Annotated in this window: 31 protein-coding genes and 1 pseudogene; 9 read left to right on the top strand and 23 right to left on the bottom strand. The window is 39.4% G+C overall.

All coding sequences use genetic code 11. The features are described 5' to 3' along the window. Positions 1-8 precede the first annotated feature (8 nt). Together ACGLXV_RS16035 and ACGLXV_RS16030 are read right to left on the bottom strand one after the other, a co-directional pair. Positions 9-389, bottom strand: coding sequence for a PaaI family thioesterase (locus ACGLXV_RS16035; protein ID WP_391559460.1), 381 nt, complete (start codon positions 387-389; stop codon positions 9-11). Then, on the bottom strand, positions 386-1000 hold the full coding sequence (locus ACGLXV_RS16030) for a DedA family protein (RefSeq protein ID WP_391559459.1): 615 nt from the start codon (positions 998-1000) through the stop codon (positions 386-388). The genes ACGLXV_RS16035 and ACGLXV_RS16030 overlap by 4 nt, the downstream gene beginning before the upstream one ends. A 178-nt stretch (positions 1001-1178) precedes the next feature. Here ACGLXV_RS16030 and ACGLXV_RS16025 point away from each other — a divergent pair, with 178 nt between their 5' ends. After that, the gene (locus ACGLXV_RS16025; RefSeq protein ID WP_391559458.1) at positions 1179-1607 is read left to right on the top strand and encodes a YuzC family spore coat inner layer protein; all 429 of its coding nucleotides are present in this window, start codon (positions 1179-1181) and stop codon (positions 1605-1607) included. 88 nt (positions 1608-1695) lie between these two features. On the opposite strand, the gene ACGLXV_RS16020 is transcribed toward ACGLXV_RS16025, so the two are convergent. After that, positions 1696-1899 (bottom strand): hypothetical protein, encoded by a 204-nt coding sequence (locus ACGLXV_RS16020; RefSeq protein ID WP_119709778.1) that lies wholly within the window; start codon positions 1897-1899, stop codon positions 1696-1698. Positions 1900-2060: 161 nt separating this feature from the next. Then, entirely contained in the window at positions 2061-2252 is a 192-nt protein-coding gene (locus ACGLXV_RS16015; RefSeq protein WP_119709779.1) for a hypothetical protein, read from the bottom strand. Between the two features lie 204 nt (positions 2253-2456). Here ACGLXV_RS16015 and ACGLXV_RS16010 point away from each other — a divergent pair, with 204 nt between their 5' ends. Both ACGLXV_RS16010 and ACGLXV_RS16005 read left to right on the top strand, forming a co-directional pair. After that, complete coding sequence (locus ACGLXV_RS16010) at positions 2457-2927, top strand: WASHC3/CCDC53 family protein (protein WP_119709780.1); 471 nt, start codon at positions 2457-2459, stop codon at positions 2925-2927. Position 2928: 1 nt separating this feature from the next. Continuing rightward, positions 2929-4002, top strand: a complete 1074-nt coding sequence (locus ACGLXV_RS16005) for an alpha/beta fold hydrolase (protein ID WP_391559457.1) — start codon at positions 2929-2931, stop codon at positions 4000-4002. Between the two features lie 138 nt (positions 4003-4140). Here ACGLXV_RS16005 and ACGLXV_RS16000 read toward each other — a convergent pair whose 3' ends face one another. The 6 genes from ACGLXV_RS16000 to ACGLXV_RS15975 all read right to left on the bottom strand — a co-directional run bounded on the left by ACGLXV_RS16000 (position 4141) and on the right by ACGLXV_RS15975 (position 9840). Next, entirely contained in the window at positions 4141-4977 is an 837-nt protein-coding gene (locus ACGLXV_RS16000) for an undecaprenyl-diphosphate phosphatase (RefSeq protein WP_391559467.1), read from the bottom strand. A gap of 46 nt (positions 4978-5023) precedes the next feature. Beyond that, positions 5024-5635 carry a DedA family protein gene (locus tag ACGLXV_RS15995; protein WP_119709783.1) on the bottom strand — a complete coding sequence of 204 codons (612 nt, stop codon included), beginning with the start codon at positions 5633-5635 and terminating at the stop codon, positions 5024-5026. Positions 5636-5758: 123 nt separating this feature from the next. Beyond that, positions 5759-6352: a sulfite oxidase-like oxidoreductase gene (locus ACGLXV_RS15990; protein ID WP_391559456.1), complete on the bottom strand. Its 594-nt coding sequence runs from the start codon at positions 6350-6352 to the stop codon at positions 5759-5761. A gap of 79 nt (positions 6353-6431) precedes the next feature. Next, entirely contained in the window at positions 6432-7745 is a 1314-nt protein-coding gene (locus ACGLXV_RS15985; protein ID WP_391559455.1) for a Na+/H+ antiporter family protein, read from the bottom strand. A 152-nt stretch (positions 7746-7897) separates the two neighbouring features. Beyond that, positions 7898-9403: a leucyl aminopeptidase gene (locus tag ACGLXV_RS15980; RefSeq protein ID WP_391559454.1), complete on the bottom strand. Its 1506-nt coding sequence runs from the start codon at positions 9401-9403 to the stop codon at positions 7898-7900. 53 nt (positions 9404-9456) lie between these two features. Continuing rightward, positions 9457-9840 carry a DUF309 domain-containing protein gene (locus tag ACGLXV_RS15975; protein ID WP_391559453.1) on the bottom strand — a complete coding sequence of 128 codons (384 nt, stop codon included), beginning with the start codon at positions 9838-9840 and terminating at the stop codon, positions 9457-9459. Positions 9841-9964: 124 nt separating this feature from the next. Here ACGLXV_RS15975 and ACGLXV_RS15970 point away from each other — a divergent pair, with 124 nt between their 5' ends. After that, positions 9965-10441, top strand: coding sequence for a divergent PAP2 family protein (locus tag ACGLXV_RS15970; RefSeq protein WP_119709788.1), 477 nt, complete (start codon positions 9965-9967; stop codon positions 10439-10441). A gap of 86 nt (positions 10442-10527) precedes the next feature. Here ACGLXV_RS15970 and ACGLXV_RS15965 read toward each other — a convergent pair whose 3' ends face one another. From ACGLXV_RS15965 to ACGLXV_RS15945, 5 genes are all read right to left on the bottom strand, one after another. Next, complete coding sequence (locus tag ACGLXV_RS15965; RefSeq protein ID WP_391559452.1) at positions 10528-11235, bottom strand: 3D domain-containing protein; 708 nt, start codon at positions 11233-11235, stop codon at positions 10528-10530. A gap of 133 nt (positions 11236-11368) precedes the next feature. Then, positions 11369-11692 (bottom strand): YuiB family protein, encoded by a 324-nt coding sequence (locus ACGLXV_RS15960; RefSeq protein WP_160546241.1) that lies wholly within the window; start codon positions 11690-11692, stop codon positions 11369-11371. Positions 11693-11816: 124 nt separating this feature from the next. Further along, a complete protein-coding gene (locus tag ACGLXV_RS15955; RefSeq protein ID WP_391559451.1) occupies positions 11817-11948 on the bottom strand; it encodes a YuiA family protein in 132 nt (43 codons plus the stop codon). A gap of 153 nt (positions 11949-12101) precedes the next feature. Beyond that, the gene (locus ACGLXV_RS15950; RefSeq protein WP_391559450.1) at positions 12102-12593 is read right to left on the bottom strand and encodes an NUDIX domain-containing protein; all 492 of its coding nucleotides are present in this window, start codon (positions 12591-12593) and stop codon (positions 12102-12104) included. Between the two features lie 87 nt (positions 12594-12680). Next, positions 12681-13898 carry an NAD(P)/FAD-dependent oxidoreductase gene (locus ACGLXV_RS15945; RefSeq protein ID WP_391559449.1) on the bottom strand — a complete coding sequence of 406 codons (1218 nt, stop codon included), beginning with the start codon at positions 13896-13898 and terminating at the stop codon, positions 12681-12683. A 377-nt stretch (positions 13899-14275) separates the two neighbouring features. Here ACGLXV_RS15945 and ACGLXV_RS15940 point away from each other — a divergent pair, with 377 nt between their 5' ends. After that, positions 14276-15274 carry an NAD(P)/FAD-dependent oxidoreductase gene (locus ACGLXV_RS15940; protein WP_391559448.1) on the top strand — a complete coding sequence of 333 codons (999 nt, stop codon included), beginning with the start codon at positions 14276-14278 and terminating at the stop codon, positions 15272-15274. A gap of 156 nt (positions 15275-15430) precedes the next feature. Here the strand turns inward: ACGLXV_RS15940 and ACGLXV_RS15935 are convergent, their stop codons facing one another. Beyond that, the gene (locus ACGLXV_RS15935; protein WP_119709794.1) at positions 15431-15793 is read right to left on the bottom strand and encodes a HesB/IscA family protein; all 363 of its coding nucleotides are present in this window, start codon (positions 15791-15793) and stop codon (positions 15431-15433) included. 292 nt (positions 15794-16085) lie between these two features. Here ACGLXV_RS15935 and ACGLXV_RS15930 point away from each other — a divergent pair, with 292 nt between their 5' ends. Then, positions 16086-16778, top strand: a complete 693-nt coding sequence (locus ACGLXV_RS15930) for a DUF2225 domain-containing protein (RefSeq protein WP_119709795.1) — start codon at positions 16086-16088, stop codon at positions 16776-16778. 37 nt (positions 16779-16815) lie between these two features. Here the strand turns inward: ACGLXV_RS15930 and ACGLXV_RS15925 are convergent, their stop codons facing one another. Then, entirely contained in the window at positions 16816-17055 is a 240-nt protein-coding gene (locus tag ACGLXV_RS15925; protein ID WP_066055496.1) for a YuzB family protein, read from the bottom strand. A gap of 259 nt (positions 17056-17314) precedes the next feature. Between ACGLXV_RS15925 and ACGLXV_RS15920 the strand changes: the two genes are divergently transcribed. Beyond that, positions 17315-18379, top strand: a complete 1065-nt coding sequence (locus tag ACGLXV_RS15920; protein WP_391559447.1) for an NAD(P)/FAD-dependent oxidoreductase — start codon at positions 17315-17317, stop codon at positions 18377-18379. 47 nt (positions 18380-18426) lie between these two features. Here the strand turns inward: ACGLXV_RS15920 and recQ are convergent. Together recQ and ACGLXV_RS15910 are read right to left on the bottom strand one after the other, a co-directional pair. Further along, positions 18427-20199 (bottom strand): annotated as a pseudogene (recQ, locus tag ACGLXV_RS15915) (DNA helicase RecQ); the annotation flags it as partial. Between the two features lie 16 nt (positions 20200-20215). After that, positions 20216-20533, bottom strand: a complete 318-nt coding sequence (locus ACGLXV_RS15910; RefSeq protein WP_391559446.1) for a YuzD family protein — start codon at positions 20531-20533, stop codon at positions 20216-20218. Positions 20534-20680: 147 nt separating this feature from the next. Here ACGLXV_RS15910 and ACGLXV_RS15905 point away from each other — a divergent pair, with 147 nt between their 5' ends. Continuing rightward, entirely contained in the window at positions 20681-20917 is a 237-nt protein-coding gene (locus ACGLXV_RS15905) for a NifU family protein (RefSeq protein ID WP_119709799.1), read from the top strand. A 46-nt stretch (positions 20918-20963) separates the two neighbouring features. On the opposite strand, the gene thrB is transcribed toward ACGLXV_RS15905, so the two are convergent. The 4 genes from thrB to yutH all read right to left on the bottom strand — a co-directional run bounded on the left by thrB (position 20964) and on the right by yutH (position 25408). Next, positions 20964-21884 carry a homoserine kinase gene (gene thrB / locus ACGLXV_RS15900; protein WP_391559445.1) on the bottom strand — a complete coding sequence of 307 codons (921 nt, stop codon included), beginning with the start codon at positions 21882-21884 and terminating at the stop codon, positions 20964-20966. Then, positions 21881-22942, bottom strand: coding sequence for a threonine synthase (gene thrC / locus ACGLXV_RS15895; protein WP_391559444.1), 1062 nt, complete (start codon positions 22940-22942; stop codon positions 21881-21883). The genes thrB and thrC overlap by 4 nt, the downstream gene beginning before the upstream one ends. A gap of 3 nt (positions 22943-22945) precedes the next feature. Continuing rightward, positions 22946-24238 (bottom strand): homoserine dehydrogenase, encoded by a 1293-nt coding sequence (locus ACGLXV_RS15890; protein ID WP_391559443.1) that lies wholly within the window; start codon positions 24236-24238, stop codon positions 22946-22948. Between the two features lie 168 nt (positions 24239-24406). Continuing rightward, complete coding sequence (gene yutH / locus ACGLXV_RS15885) at positions 24407-25408, bottom strand: spore coat putative kinase YutH (RefSeq protein ID WP_391559442.1); 1002 nt, start codon at positions 25406-25408, stop codon at positions 24407-24409. A gap of 194 nt (positions 25409-25602) precedes the next feature. Here yutH and ACGLXV_RS15880 point away from each other — a divergent pair, with 194 nt between their 5' ends. After that, entirely contained in the window at positions 25603-26103 is a 501-nt protein-coding gene (locus tag ACGLXV_RS15880; RefSeq protein WP_119709804.1) for a phosphatidylglycerophosphatase A family protein, read from the top strand. Positions 26104-26166: the final 63 nt, after the last annotated feature.

Here is a 26166-nt window from a genome sequence, read left to right as displayed (position 1 = left end):
GGATTTTTTTATCTTTTTTCAATTACAGCTATTGTACAGCGTGAGACACTAATAAGCTGGTCTTGTTCGTCTGTTATTTTAATATCCCATACCATTGTGGTCCGACCTTGATGAAGCACTGTTCCAGTAGCGGTTACGATACCGTCTCTTTTTGCTTTAATATGATTGGCATTGATTTCTAATCCAACGACTACTTCCTTTTCCTTATTAACCAATTCGTACGCTCCGATTGAAGCAACGCTTTCTGCAAGTGCAACTGATGCACCACCATGGAGAAGGCCGAACGGTTGACGTGTGCGGTCATCTACAGGCATCGTAGCTACGACTCTTCCTTTTTCAATCTGCTTAAATTCAATTCCTAGCGTTTGAATTAATGAGTTTCCCTTCATAAAGTTGAAGACCTCCTAAGCTTTTTTACTTTTTTCCGATTGATCACTTTTATTAAAAGAAACGAACATACAAAAAAGATACTTCCCATTAGTAGTAATTCTGTTTCATACTCGACTAAGATCTCCTTCTGATCACCAAACCAATATCCAAGCGAAAAAACGATACTCAGCCAAATAAAAGCCCCACTGTAGGCAAACAGGGCAAAAACTTTATAGGACAGCTTGCTTAGTCCGTAAATAAATGGGACAAAGTTTCGTAATCCAGGGATAAAGTAACTGAACAGAAGGGAAAAAGCATGGTACTTTTCAATTGATTGGAAGGAACGGTCAATGGTTCGAGCCATCCGTTTGCTCTTTTGAAAGAATGGAAGGAGTCTAACACCTATGTACTTTCCTGCGAGGTAGCTTGTAGTTAGTGCAGCGACTATTCCTAGATACGTAGAAAGAAAGATGCATACTGGATTTAAGGTACCTAGGGAAGCCGCTAAACCCACCGTCATGGCGATTATTTCATTAGGTACCGGCATGCCTACTACTCCAAACCAAAGCCAAAGGAACAGCCCAATATATCCATTTTCCTCAATTATATCAAGAATAAAATCTAACTCCATTCTATCACCTCCAAAAACCACTTTAACAACATAAGTATCTAAGTAAAATTAATTATAGCAAAATATAGAACCAACTAGGTCATTTTAACATTTTTGTAATGTTATCATTAGACATTCTTTCAGAAACATATATTATGTTGGAAATATACCCCATTTTCTAATAAAGGATGTGAAATGGTTGTATTGCTACGATCCTAGAAACCTTCAATACTATTCCGTACCTTTTCAAGCCTATCCACACTACTCTCCATATTACTTCGTAGGCGCACGTCAGTCACCTTGCTATTATCAACCCAATTATTACTTCAGGCCTTTTCAAGAGGTAAATCCACAGTTATTTATGACTTCTGCTAAATATATGCAATCACTGATGAAAGATGCAAGTGTACTTCTTGAAAGAATGGCCGATTCAAAGGAGTTTGCCAAACAGCTTATGAGCAACGCACAAGAATCGAAGCAGAAGCTTGTCGAGGATCAAATAAAGCATACGGGAATTCAGAACATCCCTGTTGTAAGCTATACACCAGATGGTTTAAAACTAGACTTCAGCAGGGATATAGATACGATGAATTGCTGCAACTTGACTCTTACAGTCAGGTGGATGTAAGAGTGTTTGCCAGAATAAAAAGGTTGAAATCCTTAGATGCGATTTCAACCTTTTCGTCGTCACTTTTAGTTTTCTAACATAATTTTTATTAATAGTATGGATAACCATATCCATATGCTGGTGGATAGTATGGATAAGGATATGGATATGGGTATGGGTAGAATGGTCTTGGACGAAAAAATGCGCCACCTAGTAACCCTCCAGCAAAACCACCTAATAATCCAGCCGCAAATGGTGCGCCGAAGAAGAATCTATCTCCACGATGATGTGGTCCAACGTAATGATGTTGCATGCGTATACCTCCTTTTCGTGTCTGTACTTCCCTACACTACTTCATATGCAACAAACACCTAGTTGGAATAGGCTAACGTCCATCATGTGGAAAGATATCATCAAACACATGCTTCTACAAAAAAAAACGTGAATTCTATTAGAATTCACGCCTGTACCCCTTTACTCCTGACCTAAAACTCCAGCTGTTTGGTCACATGATTGTAGGGCTGAGTTTACTTGTTGCAAAGTTTGCTCGATGCGGTCACGGTTAGATCCCTTTTCCACTGTATTTAAAGCATTTTGTAAGCAATCCTTTGCTTCTGATAAGGCACTTACTGAATCTTGAACATATCCTCTAGCATTTTTCTGCATGAAAAAAACCTCCTTATATATGGTACGGAGATATTATTTACCTTTTACAGTAGAATATTCTTTTCCAATGCACATAGTATTGGCATTTTGTTGACAGTTGAGAAATAAGGCAGAGGCAAAAATCCATTTTTCGCACCTTCCCTTAATGCCTGTCTATAATATATAGTGATATTTTTCGTACATTATAAAAGGGAGCTGAGATCATTGCGCAGCGAACAGCTTGATGATTTATATAGCCAAATTAAATTAACTGGATCGAAAGCGGAGGCTTTAGTAAACGATTGGATAAAAAATCGAGTAAACAAAGAGGATATCGTCGGACTACTAGGCAGAAGAACCCAATGGTATGGCAAGCTCATTAAGGAGCTTCAAGATGCTGTGGAAACAGCTTCGGTCCCATTAAACATTCCTACCAAAAGAGATGTGGCAAGTGTTGCAAAACTTACGATTCAAAATGAAGATCGGCTGGAGGATATCCAGCAAAGATTAGCACAAATAGAAACAACCCTACAGCGTTTAGAAGCTACATTGGGCACAAAACCTTCTTCTACCAAAGCCCCCTTACAAAAAGCAAGTAGAAGACCTCTTGACCGTAAAGAAAGAGCAAAGCTTGTTCAAGAAAACCTTGCAAGGCTCTCAGATGCTTTATTAAATCAGTCAAAGCTTGGTGATTAATATGGAAGCTGAACGATTTTCACTTGAGAAAACTCGATGGAATTCACTGTTCCGTGTGTTTACGGACGGAACTCCCATCACAGCATCAACACCTAGACAAGCACTCTGGAAAAGAAACAAAGCCACTTTATGGTACTACCCTGCACCTGTTAAAAAATATCATACACCGCTTTATTTAATTTATTCTTTAGTGAATCAACCAACGATATTGGATTTATTGCCAAACACAAGTTTGATTGGTGCTCTTACCAATGCTGGCTATGAGGTGTATATGATAGACTTCGGAATTCCAAGATACGAAGATCGCGACATGACCATCGACGATTATGTACTCAAGTATATTCAGCCAGGTGCAAGGGTCGCTCTGAAACACTCAAAAAGCGATAGCATTAGTGTCATGGGATTTTGCCTTGGAGGAACACTCGCTGCTATATACGCAGCCATAGCCAAGGAACCGATCGAGAATCTTATTCTCTTTGTCACTCCTGTCGACTTTTCGTATTTTCCAAAGTTTGATCTCCTGCACCAAGCCATCAAGGATGAAACAATCGACCTATCACCTCTTATAGATGGGCTAGGAATTATACCAGCAGCCTTTATGAATTATGGAGTTCGACTGATCACTTCCCCTATCTATATTTCTCCGTATTTATCACTATTAGAAAAAGGACATAACAAGGAATACGTACACAAATGGTCATTATTCAATCAATGGACAAAGGAGCATATTGCCTTTCCGGGTGCCGCCCTTAAGCAAATCGTGAATGACCTAATCATCCACAATAAGTTACTAACAGGAAAATTTACGGTTGGTGGAAAACCAGTACGATTACAACAAATACTTGCTAACCTATTAGTGATTGCTTCAACAAATGATGAACTCGTACCAATAGAGCAAGCTTTGCCTATGATGACATTAGCAGGTAGCCAAGATAAGGAGCTTATTCAGTTGCCAAATGGACATACTGGTATTGCTTCCGGAGCAGGATTACCCACCAACCTTTTTCACTGGTTAGCAAGCCGTTCTCATCCAGTACACATAGTAAGCGAGGAGGGTAATCTAAATTGGAAATAGGAATGTATGATGGAGTTTATGAGTATTTAGGGTTTGCTTATATTGTATTTCAAATGTTTTTTGAAAAAGGAAATGATGTGTTTTATATGGATTTTTTCGAATAAAAGTAAAAGGCCCCCACATGGAGGCCTTTCACTTCTATAAGATAAATACAACAAAGATAATCGTTGCAAGAACAATTCGATAAATCGCAAATGGAATTAATTGAACTTTGTTGATTAGCGCCAGGAAAAAACGAATGGAGATAAGGGCGAATACGAACGCACTAATAAAGCCTGCAATAAAGAATGGCAGTGCATCCATTGTGAAGTATTCCCAGCTATTTAAAAGAGAAATTAAGCTTGCACCAGCCATGATTGGAACAGCCATAATGAATGTAAAATCAGCTGCTGCACGGTGACTTAATCCTAAAATGACTCCACCAGACATTGTCGAACCCGAACGAGAAAATCCTGGCCATAATGCAATACATTGGAACAATCCAATAATAATGGCTTGCTTGTACGAAATCTGATCGACCGTTTCCACCTTTGGCTTTTTATCCTTTGGCATTAGATCAGCAATAATCATGAGTACAGCACCAGCAACAAGTCCGATTAATACCGTTTCAGTTGTAAAAAGATGCTCATCAATATAGTCATCAAATAAGACACCAAGAATACCAGCTGGAAGAAGACCAACGATTACTTGAGAAAGTCTAAGCTTTTTCCCACCATACTCTTGTTTAGCTTTTCTTGATGAAAGTCCCAATAACTGAATAAAACGGTCTTTGAATACAATAACAACTGCTAAAATAGAACCAAGTTGAATGACAACCTTAAACGTGTTAGCCACTTCACTGCCGAACAATTCTTTTGATTTAAAAAGCATATCATCCACAATAATCATATGACCGGTTGAGGAAACTGGAGCAAATTCCGTTAACCCCTCTACAAGGCCTAAAATAATCGCAACAAATATATCCCATACATTCATCAATTACATACCTCTGTTTCTATTAATTCGTTCCATGCATGAACGCTTACTTTTTATAAAAAAATCTTCTTCCGAAAAAGATAAGTACCGCCAAAATCGCAATAGCACCTACTGCATAAATAATATCGGAATACACTTCTGTGTAACTTAAAATCTGTGTCCAATTTTCTCCGAGCTTTGCGCCAATAACAATTAGAAGCGTGTTCCAAATCGCTGTTCCTAAGAGAGTAAAGAGTAGGAACAACGGCATTTTCATATTAGACATCCCGGCAGGTACAGAAATAAGACTTCTTAATAACGGAACCATTCGGCAAAAGAAAACAGTCCATATTCCGTAACGGTCAAACCAAGCATCCGCTTTGTATACATCTTCTCTTTTTAATTGAAGATATTTACCCCAACGGTCTACAATCTTCTCTAGCCGTTCTACATCCAGAATCGTACCAATATAGTATAAAATCGTTCCACCAACCACTGATCCGGCCGTTGACGCAACGATCATCATCGCTACGGACAATTCAGTTTTGGTTGTCATAAATCCACTAAACGGTAAAACAAGTTCAGATGGAATTGGTGGGAACACATTTTCTATTACAATAATTAAAAATACCCCAAGATACCCATAGTTCTCAATAATACTAAAAATCCATTCTTCCATAATTTCCTCCTTGCCAAACAGCCCTTTTCAAATCAATACGTTCTGTCTTCAACTTCATAATTGTAATCATTGGAGCAATGCCCTGTCTACCTTCTTTTTAAAATATGGATGAATTTCCCTCTTCTAATCCCAAGTAAAACGTTCTTCCTTCCATGGGTTCCCATAATTGTGATAGCCATTTTTCTCCCAAAAACCTGGTTTATCATCTTTGGAAAACTCGATTGCCCGAAGCCATTTGGCACTTTTCCAAAAGTACAAATGTGGGATCACCGCACGCAGCGGATATCCATGCTCAGGTGTGAGCGGCACTCCATTAAAGCTGTGAGCGAGCAAACTTGTCTCTTTTGCAAAGTCTTCAAAAGGAATATTAGCTGACCAGCCTTCTTCTGCATGAAAAATGACATGTTCTACTCCCTCTAACAATACAACCGCATCCAGCACTGCACGCGTACTTATTCCACTCCATGTATTATCAAGCTTCGACCACCCAGTCACACAATGAATATCGTTTTGATATTCTGTTTGTGGTAACTCCATAAGCTCAGAAAAAGTGAAAACTACTTCCTTTTTCACTTCACCAAATAGGCGAAGAGTCCATTCATTTAAGTTTTTATAATATGGAATATTCCCGTGATGTAATACAGGAAAAGTGGTTGTTACATTTTGATTAGGAGGAACACGGTCGTTTGTCTTCTTGCTTACTTTTCCAAAGTACATACAAGCACTCCCCTATTGTTAATATGTATAAGCGAATCAAAAAATGCAGCCTTCATTAAGAAAGCTGCACTTTCACCTATTATAATACCATAGCCGCGATCCAACCAAAAATGACAAGCGGGATATTGTAATGAATAAAGGTTGGCACACATGTGTCCCAAATATGATTATGCTGACCATCTGCATTCAATCCTGCTGTAGGACCGAGCGTACTATCAGAAGCCGGAGAACCTGCATCTCCTAGTGCTGCTGCTGTACCTACTAATGCGATCGTAGCCATCGGACTAAAGCCTAGTTCCATACAAAGTGGCACGAAAATGGTAGCAATGATAGGGATGGTAGAGAAAGAAGATCCAATTCCCATAGTAACTAGCAAACCTACTACTAGCATCAATAAAGCAGCCAGCCCCTGGTTTCCACCAATCACATTCGCAGACTGTTGAACAAGTTCATCCACGGCCCCAGTTGCTTTTAATACTTCGGCAAATCCAAAGGCCGATAACATTACAAATCCAATAAAGGCCATCATTTTCATTCCATCTGTTAGAAGCTCGTCCGCCTCTCGCCACTTCACGGAACCACTCAAGTAGATAATGATGATCCCTGCAAGAGCACCGATGATCATTGAATCGAGGAGAATTTGCACGATTAAAGCACCAATGATGGCTAGTACGGCAAAAACGATTGCTAACTTACTTTGTTCTTGCTTTTCTACTTTAATTAATTCGTGGGTCACATAGTTTCTTCCTTTACGGTAAGAAAAGAAAATGGCAATTACTAATCCTACTAAAAGACCCGCTGTCGGAATTAGCATTGCTGTCGGAATATCTGCTGGGTCTATTCTGAGTCCACTATCAGACATATTAGTAGCTAGTATATCGTGAAAGATTTTTCCAAATCCTGCTGGTAAAAGGATATAAGGGGCTGTTAACCCGAATGTTAAAACGGATGCTATTAATCTTCTATCTATTTTCAACTCATTCATCACATTTAATAGTGGTGGAATTAAAATAGGAATAAACGCAATATGGATGGGAATCAGGTTTTGCGAGAAGCAAGCCATTAATAAAATCGCAAAAACGATGAGCGCTTTTGAATAAACTTTAGCTTTAGAATCACCATTCTTTTGAACCATTTTTAAGACGGCATCGACCAAAACATTTGGTAGCCCTGTTTTTGATATGGCAATAGCGAAGCCACCTAATAAAGCGTAACTTAAGGCAACCTCCGCACTTCCTCCTAATCCTCCAGAGAAGACTTCAATTGTTTTTTCAATCGATAATCCACCGGTTAGTCCTCCCACGATCGCTCCGATAATGAGGGATAACACGACATTTACTCGAAATAAACTTAATATTAGCATAACAAGCACGGCAAGGATGACTGCATTCATGTTGTATAAGTGCTCCTTTCTATAAACAATCCTTTAGTTTGGTAAATTGGTAGAGTAATAAAACACAAGAATTAAAATAGCACAGATTTTCAAAGCCTGTCAAGGAAATAAAAAAACTCTAAGGACTTTTTATCCCTAGAGTTTTTTACCAATTATTTAATTACTTCAAATCGTTCAACAAAGAGGGCGAGTGTTCTTGTCATAACACCTGTTGCTCCGTCTGGCCCTAAGTCTGACGCTTTAGAAGTGGTAGCTGTCCCAGCAATATCTAAATGTACCCATGGGGTGTTTTCGGCAAACTCTCCGACAAAGGCTCCACCCATGATCGCGTGACCTTCTCGACCAGGTGAATTGTTAAGATCAGCAATCTTACTATTTCTTACTCTTTCTTTATCCTTTTCGAAAAGAGGTAGACGCCACATAGGTTCACCAGCTTCAGAAGAGGCTTCAAGCACTTGCTCAAATAATCCTTCATGATTCGTTAACGCACCAGTTGTATCTGTACCGAGCGCGATGATTACACCACCAGTAAGCGTTGCTACGTCAACCAAATACTGCGCTCCATGGAACTTGGCGTATGTGACAGCATCTGCCAAGACTAATCTTCCTTCTGCATCCGTATTTAATACCTCAATCGTTTTCCCACTCATAGACGTTATCACATCGTCTGGCTTAAAGGCTGTACCACTAATCATGTTATCAGTCGAAGGAATGACGGCAACCACATTTTGCTCAGGACGTAATTCACCGATGATTTCCATTGCTCCAAGCACGGCAGCAGCACCACCCATATCGGTTTTCATTCCAACAATGCCATCCTTTGGCTTGATCGAGTATCCGCCCGTATCAAAGGTAACTCCCTTACCTACTAGACCAATTACATCGGTCCATTCCTCTTTCCCTTGATACTTCAGAACAATCATCTTTGGCGGTTCGCTTGATCCTTGGTTAACGGCTAACATCGCACCCATACCAAGCTTTAGCATATCTTCCTTATCAAGAATTTCTATTTCAAATTCGTATTTTTCTCCTAGCTGCTTTGCGTAATTAGCCATATCGGTAGCTGTTAGCATATTTCCAGGTAAGTTTACTAGTGTACGAGCAGAATTTGTTCCTTTGCCGTATACATATCCTACGGTTAACGCAGCCTGATGGTCTTCCTTTTCTAACTGTTCACTGTACACATGGACATTTTCAATCCTTTTTTCCGGCTCATTCGATTTTTGCTTATAGCCTTTAAACTCATACGTAGCTAAAGCAAGTGCTTCTCCGACAGCATGAGCCACATCCAACGCGTCTAGTTCTTTCCCTATGAAAGAATCTAAATGAACAGCTATCTCAGTTAGCCTTGCTGATTGAATTTGTTTACACACCGCTCCGAATGATTCGCGTATTGAAGCAAAGGTAGCTTGATCTTCTTTTCCAAGTCCAACAATATATAAATTTCTTGCTCCAATTTTTCCAAATGTATGTATTTTCGTTAAACTCTTCTTTTTCGCGGACAAGTCACCGCTTTTCACTAATTCTGTTAAATAACCATCAAATTGATCATCTAGAACTTTTAAGTCACCGTCGAACTTTACTGGCTTATCAAATAACCCAACGACTAATGCGTCCAATTTCACGGAAAAATCAATTTTATCATATACGGAAAACATACCGTCACCTCCATCAGTTATAAAGCTATTATATAAAAAAATATTTCGAATATCTAATTATCTTCTTCTAAAAATAAATAGTACTGGGGTAGGCTTGGAAGAGTCGCTACTTTTTCAAAGGGAATTCGATCAATATGTTGTGGTATAATAGTAATACACTGGTAAATAAATGCATGAAGCTTTTCAATATCCAGACCCCAGTGCATGGGACGATACGAGTCTAAATATTCATAAGCCACCTTCATCATTGATCTTGCACCAACAACATTACCGTATTCGTAATGATAAATGGCTACACTCATTTGTAATAAACCTTTTAAAAAGTAATTTCCTTTATCAGTCATCCACATTTCTTCCAGTAAATCGTGACAAGTATAATAATCACCTTCATTAAAAGAAATAAAAAACTCATAATATTCAGCTGGATAGTGTGACAATGACTTCCCCCCCTAAATGATGCTCCATTTACCACTATCTTAGCAAAGGAAAATGGGAAAATCATGTTATAACCTATAATTTTTGTGGTATTGATCCATGATGGAGAAAAGAGGTATATATCTTATGGAATTATTATTTAACTTCCCATTTATCGCTTCCTTGATAGCAATCTTTTTTGCTCAATTTGTAAAGGTTCCTATTCAGTATCTCGCTACACGGAAGATTGATTGGTCCCTGCTTACAAGTACAGGAGGAATGCCTAGCTCCCATTCTGCTGCTGTAACCGCACTGTCTACCGGCGTGGCTTTCGAAGCTGGAATTGACTCCGCTATATTCGCTGTATCAGCTGTGTTTGCTATTATAACCATGTTTGATGCTACAGGTGTGCGAAGGCAAGCTGGAGAACAGGCTATTGTATTAAATCAGCTTGTACATGACTTTCATAAATTTCTAGATGAAGCAAAAGGGTGGCCGAATAAGCCAGAACAAGAGAAACGAAAAGAGTTAAAAGAACTCCTAGGGCACAAACCAATTGAAGTATTCTTCGGAGGAATCACAGGTGTACTCGTTGCGTTCTTCCTACGGTTCATCACTACATAAACAATGATAATATTTCCACTTAACTATTCAGGCTATTTTGGAAAACTAAAAAGGCAAGTTCCTCTCATGAGAAACTCGCCTTTTTCTTATTTACTTTCTGAGCTCGTATATTGCTGACGGAATACTTGTAATGCCTTGTCCTCATTTAAGGTACGAAGCTCTTCTTCAGTTAGCTTTCCATCGCCTTTTTCAATCACATACACTTCTAGTGTTTTCTTACCCCAGTTGTTGTACACATCTTCAACTGTTTCAAAATAAAGGTCTACTTTATTGCCTTTGATCGCTCCACCTTTATCGGCAACAACTCCGTATCCGTAACCAGGAATAAAGAGAATGGTTCCGATTGGAAAAACATTTAAATCCGCAGCTACTGTTGAAAATAAGTCTCTCGTTACCTTCACACCTGAATATGTAATTCCAAACTCTGGATGCCCAGGGTTCTTCCCAGTTGATTCAACTCCTGCAGTGTAGCCAGTGGCAGTTACCGTTGCTTTCGGGTATTGTCCCCAATCAAATGCTTCTTCAAGCTTTGGCGGGGCACCGATTACTTCTTCACTAGATGAGATTAATGTTTCTTCACTAGCTATATTATTTAAGAATTTAAATGCCAATCCAATCTGTTTTACGGTGTGATCAATGACAGAATCTTCAGCGTCCACTTCGTCACCGTAATTTGTATTTGCCAATAGAGATTCAGCTTTTACACCTGAGATACTTTGAAATGTTGCACCTAAAGCTCCAATAAACAACACCATCAACATAACACGCCTTATTAACAATTTCACTATTTTCATCTTTTTTCACTCCTCCCAAAAATAGTCATTTCCCATTTTTGAAAGAAGTATTCATATTTTAGTGAATTAATAGACTTTGGTATATTTTAACAAGTTGACAAATGAAACAAAAAAACCTCCACTGATGTGAAGGCTAAAACATGCGATATCCTCTGTTTCTTAACATTTTTATCGTTATTCCTGCAAGTATCGCTCCTGCCATTCCGCTGCTTAAAATCAGAATGTCTGCAAGTGCTAGATTCATAAATCGGTTCCCCAAGTCTTGAAATGCAGCAGCACTATTTGTAAAATACTCACTGAAGCTAACTACATCAACAATGAGAATCGAAACGATTGGATAAATGATTGCCATAATCCACGACATTCTTAGTAGCATATTTAAGATGAATCCGATTCCAAAAAATAAAACAAAAAACAAAAGCATCGATATTGGTAGAACAAATATCGTCATTGGCATTTGGTTGTTTCCCCCTTCACACATCAACTTTTAGTGTACTAAAAGCAAGCGTTTTTCGTCAATAAAATGGCGGGGGGAAAAAAGGACAAAAAAATACTCCGCATCATATACGGAGGAAGTTTGGTTATTTTGATTCTTTCTGTTTTCCAGTTCCCCCACAGCTTGGGCATGTTTCTGAACCACCAAGTAAAAGCTGGAAGTACCCCTTGCCTGAGCAATAAAGACATTCCTTTGTTTCTACCTTCACTGCATTCATTTTCCTCAACCTTTCCAAACGACTGAATTTTCAGATAATATATCATAAAAAAACAAAAATGGAAAGTAAGAAAATCTTCCAAAAACGAAGGGTGGAAACGCATACAAGTGTTTTTTTCTCTGTTTTCCATACTTTTTCTAAATTTTTAAACAATTACAAAAACAACTTATATGATGTGTATCCGAATTGCTGTCCTGGATCAATACTATCGACTTTCATTCTCTCTTGAGATCTCATCGCTTCAACCATAAACGCGAGCATGATTGAAGCTGTATTCTCATCCAGCAATTGGTCTGGATGAATAAAAGCAGCCTCATACAGCTCATTTTCTTGAATTACAATGCTTTCCTCAAGGACTGTTTGCTGCAGAAGAAACATAATCATATTGTCACTAATCTCATGCTTGATGACCCCTGTTCGTACTCCAAGCAATTGGTCCACACGGCAGGTTAAGCCTGTTTCTTCTTTTACCTCTCGAATAACAGCCTCGTCTACTGTTTCCCCTTCATCTACAAACCCCGCAGGTAAGGACCACTTCCCCTTTAGTCCCCCGTACTTCTTTTTTACCACAAGCCATTCACCATGTGCATTTATGACCAAACCAGCCACTGCCAGCCAAACCTTTCCTCTTTCCGTATTCTTCAATTCCCACACCCCACTTATACGATAATTATATCACCGATAATATCAAAAAAAGAACAAGCTGTTTGTGCAGCTTGTTCTTCTCATCTATTATAGAACGTTGAATTTTCCTTTTTTCAGAACTAATGAAGGTCCGCCAATCATAAATAATGCACGGTTATCAACCATCTTCTTCATGAATGAAGCCGTTCCACCAGTCATCTTCTTACCAAATGCTACTCCGATTGCATCGTCGTGTCCAAGTGAGCAAACTGTACCTTTGTTATCGAATGTAAAGTGACCTAACTCACCTTTGTCACGGATAAGAGATACTAGGTTGCTTGCACAAAGTTCACCTTGTTGCATCGCAATTTGAGCAGTTGGTGGGTATGGACGATTCACCTTCTCGTCGATAATTAGTGAGCAATCACCGATAATGAATACGTTGTCGTGTCCTGGAACACGTAGGTCAGGTTGAACCTTTACGCGACCTCTCATCGCTTCAAAACCAGAGTTTTCAATGATTGAGCTACCGCGAACTCCTGCAGCCCAAACCACTGTTGCAGCCTTAATTTCTTCTACTTCGTCTTCGCCTTTACCAACAACAATTCCATTTTCAGTTGCTTCTTTAATAGCTGTACCGATCATGAATGTTACACCTTTACGCTCTAATTGAGCAGTTGCGTAGCTAACTAGCTCTGGATCAAATCCAGGAAGTACCATTGGAGCAGCCTCTACACAAATTAGTTTTACTTTACCGAAATCAATATCGTACTCGCGGCAAAGCTCAGGAACACGGTTAGTTAATTCACCTAAGAATTCAATTCCTGTAAATCCTGCACCACCAACAACGATTGTTAATCTTTCATCTTTCTTTTCTTCTTCCATGTTGTACGTAGCAAATTGATATTCAATATGTTCACGAAGTTGACGTGCAGCATTGATATTAGCAATCGCAAATGCATGCTCTTTCAAACCTTTAATTCCGAACGTTTCTGGCTCTGCACCTAGTGATATCACAAGGTAATCGTACTCAACCTCACCTTTTTCAAGAACCACTTTCTTCTCTTCATGGTTAATAGAAAGAACCGTACCTTTGATGAATTCTACTTTATTTGTGTCAATAACATCCGTTACATTGTAACGTACACGGTCATGGTGTAATGTACCAGCTGACGCTTCATGTAACCATGTTGTTTCATAGTGGTAATCATTTTTGTTAATAAGGACGATATCCGCTTCATTTACTCCAACTTGCTTTTGTAATCTTGTTACTGTCATTAATCCACCGTATCCGGCACCTAATACTACGATTTTTGGCTTTCTCAAGACGTTCAAACCCACCTTTTTTATATATAGTTTTTTTGTGTTTTTTTTATCTTCCGCTTCTATAAAGGAATTTATTTTATAATAACTACGAAAAAGTTTGTGATGTTTTTCACGAAAGAAGACAAGAAAATGTTGAAAAAAAGACACAAAAAGTTAACAATATGTCTACATATCATCATATTCCTTTTCATTCACTTTTTCAAGCAGAAAATCTACCAAAAAACGATCATATAAATGGTAAACTTTTCTGACAATCTTCATGTTCTTAGTGACTTATTCCTAAGGGAGTTTCATTATTTAGTCATAACTCCGAGCCATTTTTAATACTTTTGGTAGTATGAAATGATAAATCCTACACATAGTTAGGGGGATATAGAATGAAAGAGGACCAGACAGTTTACGACATTACCATTATTGGCGGAGGACCTACTGGACTATTTACTGCCTTCTATGGGGGAATGAGACAAGCAACGGTTAAATTGATTGAAAGCTTGCCACAGTTAGGTGGGCAGTTGTCCGCTTTATACCCTGAAAAATATATATATGATGTTGCTGGATTTCCTAAAGTCCGGGCCCAGCAGTTAGTCAATAACCTGAAGGAGCAAATGGCTACATTTAATCAAACAATTTGCTTAGAGCAATCCGTTGAAAAAATTGAGAAACAAACGGATGGAATCTTTAAGTTAACAACGAATAAAGAAGTCCATTTTTCAAAAACAATCATCATCACCGCTGGAAACGGAGCCTTTCAACCTCGACGTTTAGAGCTAGAAAACTCCTCCCAATACGAAGGAAAAAATCTATACTACTTTATTGACGATCTTCACCAATTCGCTGGTCAAAAGGTGGTCGTATTTGGAGGGGGAGATTCAGCGGTTGATTGGGCTTTAATGCTCGAACCAATTGCAGAAAAAGTAACGATTGTTCACCGTCGTGAAAAGTTCCGGGCTCACGAGCACAGTGTACAAAACCTTCAACATTCCAAGGTGGAGATAAAAACTCCCTACGTCCCTGCTGATTTACTTTCGAACAGCAAAGGAGACATTGCTCAAGTTGTGCTAAAGAATGTGAATGATAAAACAGAAGAAACCGTCGAAGTAGATTCTGTGATTTGTAACTACGGATTCGTTTCATCCCTTGGTCCCATCAAGGAATGGGGACTTGAGATTTCAAAAAACACCATCGTTGTGAATTCAAAAATGGAAACCAATATTCCCGGCATTTATGCAGCGGGCGATATCTGTACGTACGAAGGAAAAGTAAAGCTTATTGCCTGCGGCTTCGGTGAAGCACCAACGGCCGTTAACAACGCAAAAACATTTATTGATCCAAAGGCGAAGACTCAGCCATTGCATAGTTCTTCGATGTTTAAATAGAAAAGCGGAAGCAGCTTGATCAGGGGCGACAGGCATAAGATGAATCGTGCAGGAAGGCCTGCCTTCTGGAGCGATTTAGCTTATGACCCGAGCCCCTAGCTGCTGGAGCTGGACAGAGAAAAGAGAAAAAAAGTGCAAGGATGACCCTTGCACTTTTTAGCATTCTTCCGGTGTACCTTGGTTGGTTGCTGTACGGAAAGAGGAACCACACCCACATGAAGCTATGGCATTAGGATTTTCGATGGTGAAGCCGCCACCCATCAGGGAGTGCTTATAGTCAATAACGGTTCCTACTAACGCAGGAGCACTTTCTTTATCAACTAAGAATGTAATTCCATGTTGAACAAGCTCCTTGTCCCCTTCTTCTACTTCATGAGCAAATCCAAGACCATACGATAGGCCACTGCAGCCGCCACCTTTAATCGCTACGCGTAAGTACGCATTTTCCTCTTCATTCTCTTTCATCATATCTTTTATTTGAAGTGCAGCCGCTTCTGTCACAGTAATAATGTCTTTCATGATTATTCATTCCTCCCTCGAACATCTTTACTTTTAGTATATACAGCAATGCCTTTATACTCAACTGAACGGACTTATAAAAATGGAATTGGTTTTGATAAATGGGCATTGGGTTAATTGAGCAGGGACTGGGGAGAAATGTTGCTTTGTTGATACTTTAACATTCTGGAACCCCTTGGCACCAAACCCTCTTCTTTTCAAATATAATATTTTTATAGTTCTTTTATCACAAATAATAAGGTACAATAGTATTATATAAACGATCGTAAAAATAAAAGGGGTGTGTGAGAATATGACTGAACTACAGCCGCTTTATGATAAAAAATGTGAATGCATGATGTGTAAAACTAAGTTTACGACTAAGAAGCTTCGCTCACGTTTTGTAGTAGTAAAGTCCTATGATACTGACTTTGCCCCTACATATGAAAATATTGAAAATGATCCTAACCTTTATTTTGTCGCGGTATGTCCGAAATGCGGCTTTTCTTTTACAGATGACTTTGCGCCTTATTTTCCACCAGGCAGCAAGGAAATCATTGATTCTAAAATAGCCCAACAGTGGCTACCCCGCAGTTTTGGTGAGGTAAGGACGTATCCAGAGGCCGCAAAAACAATCAAACTTGCCGCCTATTGTGGAACATTGAAAAAAGAAAAGCATGTATCTATTGCTGGTTTATATATGAGATTGGCTTGGATCTACAGAGCATTGCTAGATCACGAGCAGGAGCAACGATTTATGAAGCTTGCTGTGGACGAGTATATGGAAGCATATATCACTGATGATTATCGCGGAACACAAATGACCGAACTTCGGCTTCTCTATATGATTGCTGAGCTATCTAGACGGACGGGTCAGATCGACCAATCGGTAAAATATTTTTCAAAGGTCATTGAAAAACAAGGAAGCTTTAATGAGGCAAAGATCGTTGAAATGGCAAGAGATCGTTGGCAGGAAATACGTGAAAAGCAAAAAACAAAAATATAAAAAGGGTCTACCTTTGAGGTGACCCTTTTTTTGTATGTTAAAACATCGGATTTTCTTCTAAATAACGATAAATATTTTCTACCAGTTCATCAGGTGTATCCCCAGAAACGACTTCTCCATTTACTAGTGCATACAGTGTTGATGCGCATTTGCCACAATAGCCAAGGCACCCATATTCAATGATATCCAGGTCATAATCCTTTTCTAGCTGTTCGAGTGCTTTTTGAGCACCACTTGCTAAATTACTTATACAAAACTCTATAATTGGTTTTATCATTTCTCCCACCTCTACTTAGTAAATGTACCTTGTCCAACCAAAAAGTTCAAGTAGGTAGTTTCCTTCCAAAAATTTTAATTGTCAAGAAATTGTACTGAATGTGTTGTGGTTTTGTCACAATTTCGTTATACTTTTTATGGTGTTTTGAAACATATATAATGTTTATCTATCGATTTATCATTGTAATATGTCATCATATTGCAAACGTTTTTATAAGAGAGAATAGCAACTCAACTGTAGAGATAAAGGGGAAATTATTATGAAGAATCTCGTTATTCTCGGCGGAGGCTACGGGGGAATGAGAATACTCGCACGCTTATTACCCTCTCAACTTCCAGACGATGTAACCATCACGCTAGTTGATAAAATTCCTTACCACTGTTTAAAAACAGAATATTACGCTCTTGCAGCTGGTACGATTTCCGATCAGCATGTACGGGTAGCTTTCCCTGAGCACCCTAGGCTTACAATCAAATACGGAGAAGTTAAAGATATTAATCTTGAAGAGAAAACCGTTCTCGTGAATAATGATGTAATCACTTACGACGATTTAGTAATTGGGCTAGGTTGTGAGGATAAATACCACAATGTCCCAGGTGCAGATCGTCATACGTATAGCATTCAATCGATTGAGAAGTCTAGAACAACGTATCAAGCATTGAACAACCTATCCCCTGGCTCTGTTGTCAGCATTGTTGGGGCTGGTTTGAGCGGTGTAGAACTAGCAAGTGAATTAAATGAAAGCAGACCTGATTTAAAGGTAAAGCTATTCGACCGCGGAAATCATATCTTATCTGCCTTCCCTGTTCGTTTAGGAACGTATGTGGAAAATTGGTTTGATAATCACGGAGTAGAAATTGTTAACAATTCACATATCACAAAGGTAGAAGAAAATACTCTATACAATCACGATGAGCCACTACACTCGGATGCGATTGTATGGACTGCAGGCATTCAGCCAGTAGAGATTATTCGAAACCTTGATGTCGAAAAGGATCATCAAGGGCGAGTGGTGCTAACTGTTCATCACAATTTGCCTCATGATGAACATGTATATGTCGTGGGTGACTGTGCAAGTCTACCGCACGCACCTAGCGCTCAATTAGCTGAAGGACAAGCGGAACAGATTGTACAAATTCTCTTAAAAAGATGGGCAAATGAACCGCTTCCTGAGACAATGCCGGTTATTAAGTTAAAGGGAGTTCTCGGCTCTTTAGGCAAAAAGCATGGCTTTGGGTTAGTAGCAGAACGCCCTATCACAGGACGGGTGGCAAGACTATTAAAATCAGGAATTCTATGGATGTATAAATATCATAATGGCTAATATAAATAAGCTCTCCTACCATGGTAGGAGAGCTTATTTTATTGAGCAGGGACTTTACTAGAAAAGCTACGGATCACTTCCATAAACTTTTCTCCATACTTGTTCAGCTTATTTTGACCAACACCGTTCACGTTTAAAAATTCTTCCGGTGTTTGAGGCATTTTTGCACACATATCCTTCAAGGTAGCATCCGAGAAAACGACAAACGGTGGAACTTTTTCTTTCTCGGCCAAGCTTCTTCTTATGGCACGAAGCTCTTCGAATAAAGGGTTGTCCACCTCCGTAATGGTACTCGTCTTTACGGCTTCCTTTCTGAGTACTTTCTCATTCCCAACTAATACTTCTCTTCCAGCAGGTGTGACATATATCGTTGGATAAGATCCATGCTCCACACCAATCAGTTCACGGGTGATAAGAAACTCAATTTCTTCGCTAACCTCTTTCGCACTTTTTGTCTTTAAAATCCCGTAGGTGCTTAGCTGATCAAAACGAAAGTCGTAGACCTTTTTATTTTTTGAACCAGTTAGTACTTGAGCAACTAGATTTTTCCCGTATTTCTGACCCATACGAATGATACACGATAAAATCATTTGTGCTTCCTTTGTAACATCCACGCTCGTTCTCGTATCTTTACAGTTCCCACAGCGCCCACAATCGGTTGCCTCTTCTTCGCCAAAGTACTCTAAAATATGTGAGTGCAGGCATGCTTCTGTATGGCAATAGTCGATCATTGATTGAAGCTTTTCGAGCTCCTGACTCATGCGGCTGCGATCAGCAGACTGATCAATTAAAAAGCGCTGAATTTGAACATCTTGAGGGGAATATAAAACGACACATTCACTTTTAAGGCCATCTCTACCTGCACGTCCTGCTTCCTGATAATAGCTTTCCATATTCTTCGGAAGCTGATAGTGAAGCACATATCGAATATTCGATTTATCGATTCCCATCCCAAATGCGGAGGTAGCAATCATAACACTACTTTCGTCTTTTAAAAATAATTCCTGTTCTGAATTCCGTTCCTCGTCACTCATGCCCGCATGGTATCGAGTGACTGAAATTTTTTCTTTCTTTAATCGCTCATACAGCTGATCGACCATTTTTCTTGTGGCAGCATAGATGATGCCACTTTCTTTATTGTTTTTCTTGACATAACTCTTTATAAAGGCATTCCGATCTTGGCCTTTGACAACCGAAAAGGTTAGATTCTCACGCTCAAATCCTGTAATCACACTGTTCGCATCGTTTATGTGTAAGGTTTTGCATATGTCTTCTCTTACTTGTGGAGTCGCAGTCGCAGTTAATGCTAAAACGACTGGTTTTTCTTGTAAGCTGCGAATAAACTTTTGAATTTGTAAATAACTCGGACGAAAATCGTGTCCCCATTGTGAGATACAGTGTGCCTCGTCAATCGCGATAAACGGAATACGTATCATTTGCAGACTTTGCAGAAAATCACTTGATTCGAGTCGTTCTGGTGCAAGATACAAAAGTTTATATTTTCCTTCCTTCGCACCGGTCAACCTTTCTTGAATCTCTTTGCTCGTTAACGAGCTATTAATATAGGTCGCAGAAACACCTGCCTGAAGAAGCGTGTCTACTTGATCCTTCATTAAAGAAATCAATGGGGAAATTACAATCGTTGTTCCTTCAAACAGTAGGGCTGGTATTTGATAACAAAGTGATTTCCCTCCACCAGTTGGCATAATACAAATTCCATCATTCCCGTTAAGCACCGTTTGAATAATTTGTTCTTGACCCTTTCGAAAGCTAGAATATCCAAAATAAGATTGGAGTAAATGCACTGCTTGATCGATCAAAACTCAGGTCTCCTCTCTATTCGCTTGCCTTATACCCATGCCTCTCCATTGCCGAATAGATCGTTTTAAGCTTCGGGTTACCTTCCCCTACCACTTCATCTTCTAGGACAACAACCGGATAAAACATATCTTCCTCAATGACACGTTCAGCAAAGGCTTGCTTTTTCTCATCGTTTGGTGGTTGATAAATATCTACATAGGTTATTTGAAATGGTTGGTTTAAGTACTTTCTTCCAATTGCCGCTTCCAACCATTCGTAGGTTTCTTTTGATGATGGTAAATTCACACAGCTTGGGCAAAGTACTTCTGCCCCGTATACTACAAGCTCAATCATGTTCCTTCCCCCTTTTACTCACTATGTCTATTTTACATGATAAAAGGAGCAGAACACACTAGTTTGACGATTTTTGGATTTGAGTATTACCAATAGATTTTTTTAATTAAAATGATTATAATAAGGAGTATGAAGGGAGCGATTTAGATGGCAGAGCAAGAAATGTTTGAACAAGTTCAAGAGGTACTAAATAAATTACGTCCATTCCTTCTTCGTGATGGTGGGGACTGTGAATTAGTAGACGTTGAGGATGGCATCGTTAAGCTTCGTTTGTTAGGCGCATGCGGTAGCTGCCCAAGCTCAACAATTACTTTAAAAGCTGGAATTGAGCGTGCTCTTTTAGAGGAAGTTCCAGGCGTAGTGGAAGTAGAACAAGTTTTCTAATTTAATTATTGAAGAAAAAAGCGATTTCCTGCGAAATCGCTTTTTCTTATTTTTCTAGTCTCTTGACCTTTTTTTGCACACGGCTTCCGTCTTTGTCTATTTGCAAAGAGTAGAACGATACATGAGGCAAATACGGCTCCATACGACCGATTACCTCTTGTCCGAGCCCTTTTTCTACAAAGCAGATGACACTTGGACCAGCACCACTTAGTGCAACTCCAAAGGCACCATATTGAAGCGCTAAGTCTTCAACTTGCTCCAGTTCTGGCACAATTGATTTTCTGTAAGGCTGATGAAACAAGTCCTTGCTCATCATTTTACCTGCTAATGGTAAATTCCCTTGTAAAAGAGCTGCCACTAGCACGTTCGACACAGAACTAGCACGAACAGCTGTAGCGTATGAAAGTTCTGAAGGCAAGACGCCTCGAGAGGCTTTTGTCAGCAACTCTTCTTTTGGTACGACCATGACAATATCAAAAGCAAGATCTGTATAGGTTAAAAAATCAACCTCTTCCCCGATCTGCGTTCCTACAATCAAACCACCGTAAAGAGCTGCACCTGCATTATCTGGATGCCCCTCCATGACAGAAGCAATCTTCATTTTTTCCTCTTTTGTAAGCCCTAGTTCGCCTACGTGATCAGCGAGTTCAATCGCTGCAACAATCGCTGCAGCACTTGAACCAAGACCTCTTGCTAATGGAATATCACTTTTCATTTTTATCAAACATGGAGATAAACTCTTTCCATATTTCTCAGCAATTTCGATGGCTGTTGACACAATAAAGTTTGTTTCATCCTTCGGAAATACCTCAAGCTCTTCTGAAAGCATTTCAATTTGCCATTTCGCTGCTTTTTCTACTTCAAGTGATAAATAAAGATTTAGTGCTAACCCGACAGAATCGAAGCCAGGTCCTAAATTGGCCGTACTTGCTGGTACATCGATGATAAGTACAGCTTCTTCACTCATTGATGAACAACCCCTCGAATGTGGTTCGCAACAGCTTGTTCATCATTTGGTAACAATACCGGCTTAATTGGGCTGCACTCGATCGCTGTATTAGGATCCTTCAATCCATTTCCAGTCAAGATTGCAACAATTTTGCTACCCTTAGCGATGGTTCCATTTTGCAATTGCTTATATACACCAGCAATAGACGCACATGATGCAGGCTCAGCAAATACACCTTCTGTTGATGCAAGTTTTTGATATGCAGCGAGAATTTCTTCATCGCTCACTTCATCTATTTTCCCTGCTGATTCTTCGACTGCAGCAGAAGCTAAATGCCAGCTTGCTGGATTTCCGATACGAATCGCAGTTGCAATTGTTTCAGGGTTTTCAAACACACGGTTATGAACGATTGCTGCTGCCCCTTCTGCTTCGAAACCATGCATCTTTGGTAATGCAGTTCCCTTTGCCTCATGATATTCCTTAAAGCCTTTCCAGTACGCACTGATATTCCCCGCATTCCCAACAGGGATAGCTAAAATATCTGGCGCTCCACCTAGCTGGTCGCACACTTCAAATGCAGCAGTTTTTTGTCCTTCAAGTCGGTATGGATTCACCGAGTTAACTAATGCAACAGGCTCAGATTCACTGATTTTACGTACCATTGCTAAAGCTTGGTCAAAGTTTCCTTCAATAGAGATAATCTCTGCTCCGTACATGATTGCTTGCGCTAGCTTACCCATTGCAATCTTACCTTCAGGAATTACAACAATACAACGCATCCCAGCTCTTGCTGCGTATGCTGCAGCTGCTGCAGACGTATTTCCTGTTGATGCACAGATAACTGTATCGCTTCCTTCTTCCTTCGCCTTGGCAACTGCCATAACCATACCACGGTCTTTAAAAGAACCCGTTGGATTTGTTCCCTCTGTCTTAACGTAAAGTTCTACTCCCCACTCTTTTGAAAGATTCTCAAGATAAATTAATGGAGTATTGCCTTCGTTTAATGTTAATTTAGGAGTGTTCTCACTTACAGGAAGAAACTCTTTATATTCTTGAATTAACCCTTGCCACCTCATGTTCTACTTGCTCCCTTCCACTCGATACGAGCTCTTGATTTGCTTTGTTGTTTCTAGGTCTCTTAATTTTACTAAAATATCCTCGTAATCCTGTAAAGAAGCATGGTGTGTGACTAACACAATTTCTGCTAAGCCTTTTTCCTTCACTGGAAGCTGAAGAATTTTTTCAAAACTTACATGATGTTCTGAGAAAATAGAAGTGATGTTTGCAAATACTCCTACTTCATCTTTCACTAATAAACGCAAGAAATACTTCGATCTGATTTCATGAGCTTCTTTCAGCTTTTTCGGGTATTGTGGAGTAACCGCACTTGTACCATTTACACCAAGACGCATGTTTTTCATCACTCCAACTAGATCTGAAACAATAGCTGTCGCTGTTGGAAGGCTCCCAGCTCCTGGTCCGTAAAACATCGTTTCTCCTACCGCTTCCCCGTAAACGTACACTGCATTGTATTCGTTATGAACAGATGCTAACGGATGCGAATCTACTAAGAATGTTGGCTGAACACTTACCTCAACTTTATCATCGTCAAGATCCGCGATACCGATCAGCTTCATTGTATATCCAAGCTGCTTTCCGTATTCTAAGTCTTCTTCAGTAATATCGGTAATTCCTTTTACTTTTACATCATCTAAATCAATTTTCATTGAAAAGCCAAGAGTTGAAAGGATGGCCATCTTTCTTGCGGCATCAAGCCCTTCTACATCAGCTGTTGGATCACTTTCAGCAAAACCAAGATCTTGCGCTTCTTTTAATACCTCTTCATACGCACTTCCGTCCTGAGCCATTTTCGTTAAAATGAAGTTGGTTGTTCCATTTACAATTCCCATCATCTTCGTAATACGATCAGAGGCTAAACCATCTACTAGACCTCTTAAAATAGGAATTCCACCTGCTACACTTGCCTCATAAAACAAGTCACAGCCATTATCAGAAGCTGCAGTGAGTAGCTGCGAACCATAGAGAGCCATTAAATCCTTGTTTGCTGTCACCACATGTTTCTTATTATTTAGAGCTGTTAGAAGATGTTGCCTCGTTTCCTCAACACCACCCATTACTTCAATAACCACATCGATTTCCGAATCTTGTAGTATATCATTAGGATTTGTTGTTAACATTTCTCTATTTAAACTTACATCTCTTTGTTTGTCGATATCTTTTACTAACACTTTTTTTATTTGAACAGGACAGCCAACTTGGTGCATGAGTTTGTCTTGATGATTTTCAATAATTTTCACTACACCCGTACCGACCGTGCCTAAACCTAGTAATCCAATTGAGATAGCTTTCATCCTTTTCCCCTCCTACGTGTATTTCTGGAATGAACAGTTGTTTGTGTATAGTAGACATTATAGATGGAGGGACTCAATATTACAAGGGTTAATTATAGGAAGAATTTATTTGCAAGCGCTTTATCCCTTGTATTATTTGATTATTTCGAGAAATATATTTTTTCTATATTATAGCCAATCCAACTTCGGTATCTTCATTCTGCGAACCGGCACCTCTGCCAGTTGATAAAAAGACGATAAAAATTCTTCATGTTCCTTTGTTTGATCGAGACTTTTAACGAATCGATCCTGTAAACTATTTTTTTCCTGCTCGGAGCTGGTGATATAGTAGTTCTCGACATTATCAAAGAAATGAAGGGGAAATAGCAATCTTGCGTACAACAGTCGCCATGAAAAAGAGGATAGTGGCATCACTGTTTGATAATCCTGAAAGAACTGACTTACCTCTGGCTCGTATAGCTTAATATTGGTAAAATATCGGTCTCTTGTCCATTCTGCTAAATCCCGACTGCAGTGGTCAAACACCCACTCAAATGGATTTTTCATATAGATTTGATTTCCCCATGTATGTTTTGTAAAACGAACATGACAGATCGTTCCACTGTCAACCGCTTGTGGATCATCATCAAGCTCCGTATCAACTAAGTATTGAATAGCATTTTCGGCAAGCCCCATATAATAAGGAAATGCTTCTAAGAATAACCGTTCAAATTCATGGTCTGGCTGCTTATAAAGCATATCATTCCATACCCGTTCCATTTGATCTAGCCGTTGCTCCCAGTACTGCTTCCATTTTCCGATTCGGTTGATTTTGTTTGTTTGGAAATTAACTGTTCTTCCCCTGTAATGGAATTTAGACAGTTTACGACCTATATGTTGCTGACTTCTATTTGTAGACATATGACAAACAAGAACTACATACTTCCCCTGCTGACTCTCAATTAACGATTCTCCTGATTCTTTTTGTAAAAACTGACAAGTGTTTCGATCCCCTTGATTCAAGACATGTGTAGAAAGCTGCATGAGCTCAGATAGATTTTCCTCAGGCAGGGAGCTTACAGGTACGAGCATATACATTTGATTTTTTATTCTTCCTGACTCATATCGTCCTACCGAGAGTGGCTCTTCTATTTGAAGTTGAAAATGTTCAATTAATATTTCTCGAAGCATACATACACCCACTTTTGTTTGTTTTACTACCTATGTATATGTTCATGGCAAAGAAAACTTGTGTTTTGTTGTATAAGGGATACCGAAGTGACAAATGCTTCAAAGGTAGACCGTGCACCCAAAATTGGTTCCGTGCATAATTTTAATGATATAGTTATATATATAGTGAAAATGAGAGAGAAAAGGTGAAGCGAATGGCTGAAGAGAAGAAGATGAGTCTATCAGAAGAAACAGCACGTAAATGGCTACACGAGCGAGGCGTGGAAGTTCAAGACATTGCTGACCTTGTCTATTTTCTACAGGAAAAGTACCATCCTGATTTACAGATGAAAGACTGCATTGAAAATGTGGAGCGAGTGCTTTCTAAAAGAGAAGTTCAAAATGCCATTTTAACCGGAATTCAGTTAGACATTATGGCTGAAAAAAAATTGATGGAAGAGCCGTTGCAATCCATTATTGAGGTGGATGAAGGACTTTATGGAGTTGACGAGGTTCTCGCTTTCTCCATCGTCAATGTGTACGGTTCCATCGGTTTTACGAACTACGGGTATATTGATAAATTAAAACCTGGGATACTAAAAGACCTCAATGACAAGTCTTCAGGAAAATGCCACACCTTCTTAGATGACATTGTTGGCGCAGTTGCCGCTGCTGCTTCTAGCCGGTTAGCGCATCGTGCTCAGAATACAGAGTGACACTCGAAAAGCGGAATTAGCTTGGACACGGGCTAGACAATAGAAAGGGATGAACACGAGTGT

Source organism: Robertmurraya sp. (genome assembly GCF_036676585.1).
Classification (GTDB): Bacteria; Bacillota; Bacilli; order Bacillales; family Cytobacillaceae; genus Robertmurraya_A.
This window is presented reverse-complemented; position numbering and strand designations above follow the sequence as displayed.